General features: G+C 55.5%; 6 protein-coding genes and 1 pseudogene. All 7 read right to left on the reverse strand.

Annotated elements, in window-relative coordinates; all coding sequences use genetic code 11:
- Positions 1–176: pseudogene (locus KH616_RS21395) on the reverse strand (LLM class flavin-dependent oxidoreductase); the annotation flags it as partial.
- 116 nt (positions 177–292) lie between these two features.
- Positions 293–916, reverse strand: coding sequence for a hypothetical protein (locus tag KH616_RS21400; protein WP_292250588.1), 624 nt, complete (start codon positions 914–916; stop codon positions 293–295).
- A gap of 321 nt (positions 917–1,237) precedes the next feature.
- Entirely contained in the window at positions 1,238–2,713 is a 1,476-nt protein-coding gene (locus KH616_RS21405) for a mechanosensitive ion channel family protein (protein WP_292250590.1), read from the reverse strand.
- Between the two features lie 190 nt (positions 2,714–2,903).
- Positions 2,904–3,179: a hypothetical protein gene (locus KH616_RS25440; RefSeq protein WP_366835047.1), complete on the reverse strand. Its 276-nt coding sequence runs from the start codon at positions 3,177–3,179 to the stop codon at positions 2,904–2,906.
- Between the two features lie 338 nt (positions 3,180–3,517).
- The gene (locus KH616_RS21415; RefSeq protein WP_292250591.1) at positions 3,518–4,033 is read right to left on the reverse strand and encodes a nuclear transport factor 2 family protein; all 516 of its coding nucleotides are present in this window, start codon (positions 4,031–4,033) and stop codon (positions 3,518–3,520) included.
- A 190-nt stretch (positions 4,034–4,223) separates the two neighbouring features.
- Positions 4,224–4,454 (reverse strand): DUF1427 family protein, encoded by a 231-nt coding sequence (locus KH616_RS21420; RefSeq protein WP_292250593.1) that lies wholly within the window; start codon positions 4,452–4,454, stop codon positions 4,224–4,226.
- A 204-nt stretch (positions 4,455–4,658) separates the two neighbouring features.
- A partial coding sequence (locus tag KH616_RS21425) for a hypothetical protein (protein WP_292250594.1) occupies positions 4,659–4,849 on the reverse strand: 191 nt, incomplete at its 5' end.

The following is a 4,849-nucleotide window of genomic DNA, read 5'->3' on the forward strand; positions in this document are numbered from 1 at the left end:
CGCTCTCGTCGAGCGGGCGGCGATTGCGGCGGAAATGCTGGCCGATGTGCTGCACGCCCGCGTCGCGCATCGCCGCCAGTTCCTCGACCAGTGCGAAGCGCCCCGCGTGCGCCGAAGCGATGGCGCTGCAGCGGCTCGTACGGATCGTCGGCGAGGTCGAGATGGATGAAGCTTACGGCTTGTCGCGGGCGGCTGCGCGTCTGCAACGTCGTCAACGCTGACCCAACGACGGGGAGCACGATTGGATCGCTGTTCTTCGCGCGCTCTCCGGGCACCGTCCAGGTACCGGAAACTAGGTCGAGATCCGACCAGCGCATTGCCTCGATTGCGCGGCGCCGGTAGCCGACGTAAAGCAGCACGGTAAAGAGATCCAGCCATGGCTGTTCCTCGGCCTCCAACGCCGCCAGGAAACGCAGCAGCTCGTGCCTTTCACGAACCGGTCGCGCTCGCATTCAGGCGCGAACGTCACGCCGACGACGGGGTTCTCGGTGACGATCCGATGGTCGAGCCCGTAGCCGTAGATCGCGCGCACGAGCCCGATCACCATGTTGCCCGTGCGCCCCTTGCCGGCCGCGCAGATCCGGCGGTGCAGTTGCACGAGCATCGATACTGTGATTTCTGACACGCGCTTGGTCGACCAGTCGACACCCTCGGCCGGCTTCTCCCGCTTGCACGAGTGCGCTTTGCGCGGCTCGTCGGGGAGGGGGCCGAGATATCGCTCCCACAATCCGCGGATGAGGTCAGGGCGCTTCTTGCCGGCGGTGATTCGGTCTTTCAGGTACGCGTCGTACAGTTGGCCGAACGTAATTTCACCGCGCACTGCGCGACGCGCCGCTGCTGGGTTCTCTGCAGATGCCAGTTTCGCCACGAAGCTCGCGGCCTGGCGCCGCGCTTCCTCGGCCGTGATGGCGGCCATCTGCCGATCGTGATCCGCTCAGGTGGCCCGTTTCGCACACGCCGGAACACACTGAACGTCTTGGCTCCGCCAGCGGATACCTGGTGCTGTAACCCTGGCTGCTTTGCGTCGCGATAGGGAATGGGTCGGCGGAAAAGGTGATATGTAAATCGTCTTTTTATGATAAAAGATGATCGTGCTGTAAATTCAGTGATCCCTATTGATGGATGCTTCGTAGGTCATTGTTTTGTTGATTTTTTTATGGGAATGCTCATGAGTCAGAGTTGGTTTTAATTGGAGTTAAAGATTTCCGGATTGTAAATTTTCGATAAACTTCGTTGCCTATTTGTGAAGTCCGTGGAAATTGCGCATACTTTCAAGTAGGTGATGAAAAAAACTGCCCTTCCTTGTTGTCTGTTCTTTGCGATCGGCGGTATATTTTTCTTTTATTGTATCGTTGTGTTGTGAAATGATTTGGCACATGCGGATTCCAATTTCAGGGGTTTCCTGGAGAATGGGTGTGAGATCTTCTTTTTTTAGTAGATATGCAACGGTTTCGGTCATGGCGACAATTTCGACGCTCAGTGCCCTCCCTGTCAGGATGCCTTCTTCGCCGAAGGAGTCGCCGGGATTGAGTCGATTTATTTCCTGGGCATTGCCTTGTTCACCTTGATTTCTCACTGATGCGACGCCCGACTCAATAATTGCAAGATATTTTGGAATTTCGTTTGCGCTCGCCAGTGTTGTGCCGATTTCAAATGCCGATCGCACTAATCGTGCCGCTAGATTCTGGATTTGTGTCTGTGAGAGATCACTAAATATCCCTACACTTCGTATCAACCACTCCGGATTCGAAGTGGGTATTGTTGTTGATTCGGTCGCATAGCCTAGTGGGCGCATGCCGATGCCCGCAGCTTTGAGCTGGCGATATGCGATGTCATAAAGTTGGTTGATAGCAAAGTACCTTTTTGAAAGGTCATCGACGTAGCAGATCATCTCATATTCGATTGCATTGAGATCGGCTTTGCCGACCACAACCGAGGGCGCCGGGTCGAAGAGTATTGACTCGCATCCCTTGATCGCACGTTCGAGTGCTGTAATGACAGAGGCAGGCCTTGATGATGGGGTAATTTTCAAAATCAATGAAATGCCATGTATATTATTGGGTCGGCTTAAATTTATTATTTTTGATTTGGCTGCCAGTGTATTTGGTATTGTGACGATGTTGCCCTGGTCGTCCAGTAAATTTATTTCTCGCCAGTTAATTTCCATCACTTTTCCTTCTGTCCCGTCGATGGAGACGGTATCTCCTGGATGGTAGGGCTCGGTTGTATTCAGGACAATGCCGGAAAAAACGTCGCTTAATGTGCTTTGGATGGCTAGTCCGAGAATAATGGCCAGTGCACCGGAAGTCACAAGTAAGCCATGTACCGGAAAGTCAAATACATATGCGCCGGCCGCGATGGTGGCTGCCAGGAAAATAATTGCGCCCAAGACATCCTGAAAAAAACGTTCTTTGTGCCATGTCTTTGGTGCGAAAAAAACGTCCAATACCACTGTTGTCAGCCTTGCCCCGATGATCCACCAGGAAAACTCAAGAATCGCCGCAATCGTATGCTCCATCGGGCTCGAAGGCCACGGTGCTTCGCGCAGCGGATTCATCCCGGAGAAGTAGAGCAGCGCAGTCAGGCACGAGAAGAGGGCAAGTCGAATGACAAGCTGAATTGCCGGCCACGAGGCCGGCAATATTCGCCAGGCGAAAAGTTGTAGTATTAGTAGCGCGGCACCGAATAACAAAGAATTTTCTGGAAGATTCATGAATCTTTATTTCCGGTATCGTTAATGACTGGGCCTGCACCCGTCGCGCAGCGGGGAGACAACCACACCTCGAGCGCTCTGGAGCGCTGAGTCTGACCGTAGTTTGCTCACACCGCGTCGCTGCTCACTGGAAAAGCTAGCGAGCCTTCTCGGTGACACATCTTGACACCTGCGAATGGCTGGTCGGCCCTCACTCTTTGAAGCGCCAAGATTCGTTGCCGGCCTCAACGATATGGCAGTGATGCGTAAGGCGTTCATCTGCATGATCTTGGCTCGCATGCCCACCATGATCACGCCCATAGCTACCGCAACCTTTCTGAATATGGATTGCCAGAAAGTCGATCAACATTCGGGAGCGCGGCAGCAGACCCCGCATTGGCGGGAACCCCGTGTGAATAATGCCGCCCTCGGGCGTCCATCCCGCCCCAGCATCGACAAGGGTAGCAATTAACTTGCTATCGGTCACGTTGGCAGTCAAGCGCCCACGCTAGTTTTACCGACACGAGTGGCCTCAGAGGATGAGTGAATGCAGCTTGCCTGCACCGAATTTCAAGCGTAACGGCTTGCCCGACCCTGACAAATACGGCTGCGCGACAACCTCATTCAACGACTTGGGGCGCAATAGCTCAGCCAATGAGTGGAATGGATGATCCGGCTGCGGTGCTCGATCCCGAGTTGCGCGTGAAGGGGGGGGCGAACGACTGCGCATAGCCGATGCCTCGGCGACGCCATCGACCATTCGCGGGGCCACACGATGGCGCCGGTCGTCGACATTGCCGAGCATGCCTGCAAGCTGATCTGCGATCAGCGGCGATTTTTATAGCAGGATCGGAAACTACGACAGCAAACCGCCGCGAGCCAGTTTCTCCCGCGCTGATAAAGTGCCTCGACCACTGCGCCTTTCAATCCTGGCATGTCGAGTTTGACGTGATAGCCGATGCGGGTCTGCAGATAGGCCAGATGGCGATAGCCTTCGGGGAATCGTTCAAGCAACTCGGTCTCGAGACTCAGGGACGCGCCGGGGTCGACCGGATCGAGCCGGTCCTTCTCATAGATCGGCTGGCGCAGCACAAATCCCCAGCGGCCATTCTTCTTTTCCAGGAAGTCGTAAAACGATCCCGTGCAGACCACGTCGCACAAGACGCCCTCTACCTTATCGCGCTGCGATATCGTCATCTTCGTCTGACCAATCGTGCGTGCGCCAACGACATCAATCGACGTGCCGACCAGAAAGCGGAGAATGCTGACGTCTCGGGCCCAGCCCTGCTTGTTCGCTTCGATGAACTCATCGCTGGTTCCCTGAAACCAGGTTGCTTCCAAGCGTCCGTCCAATGCCAGACCGTCCCGAAGCGCTCGCAGTCACCCGCGTCACGCCACAGCGCCCAGTTTTCTATTAGATCCCTGATCTCTTCGCGATCCGACACGATTTTTCCTCGACGTTTAAGACTGCGATCGGTTATCGGCATGGCAACTCTGCCCTCGAAGCCCATGAGCAAAGGTCATCGCGCCGCTACCGTTGGGCCTTGCCGTCACCGTCAACTACCGGCGGCGTCGCGTGGCGTTCCGTGGCGTGTCCCCGATCAAGAGCCGACTGGAGCAGCGATATACTCTGTTCGCCAACAAGCATGCCGAGAAGCCCAATAAGCGCGACCGCCGGGGGCGCGGGCGAGCGGACCTTCAACAGTCCGTAGAGCACACCGACGACAATGCCGACGACGAGTGAAATAGTGTAGGCGCGCATCTGCCTGTCCTCCATCGTTCACGGGGTCGAGCCGGCACCGACGCCAAACGGCATCCGATAACCGACTTCGGTATTGTAGAGAGAGCGTCGCTCGCAAACGAGCAGGCACCTTACGATCTGAGCAAACTCCGGATTCGTTTCACTAGAACAGTCACGCAGATGAACAGTATCGCCATGACTCGTTCGTTTAGCACATACGTTGTTCTATATAAACTGACGATCGGGGTGCCATAAAATATAGTTTCGCAGCACTTGTGGCTTGCTGATGCCCAACGGCGCATGTCGCGCTCGAAGGTAGTGCGGGGTGTCGGGACGACCAGTATTCCGGTAGGAGCCGATTGAACGATGAAGTGGCGCTTTGATGACATCCTCACGTTTATCCGCGTGATGGAAAC

Source organism: Burkholderia sp. (assembly GCF_018375725.1).
Lineage (GTDB): Bacteria > Pseudomonadota > Gammaproteobacteria > Burkholderiales > Burkholderiaceae > Burkholderia.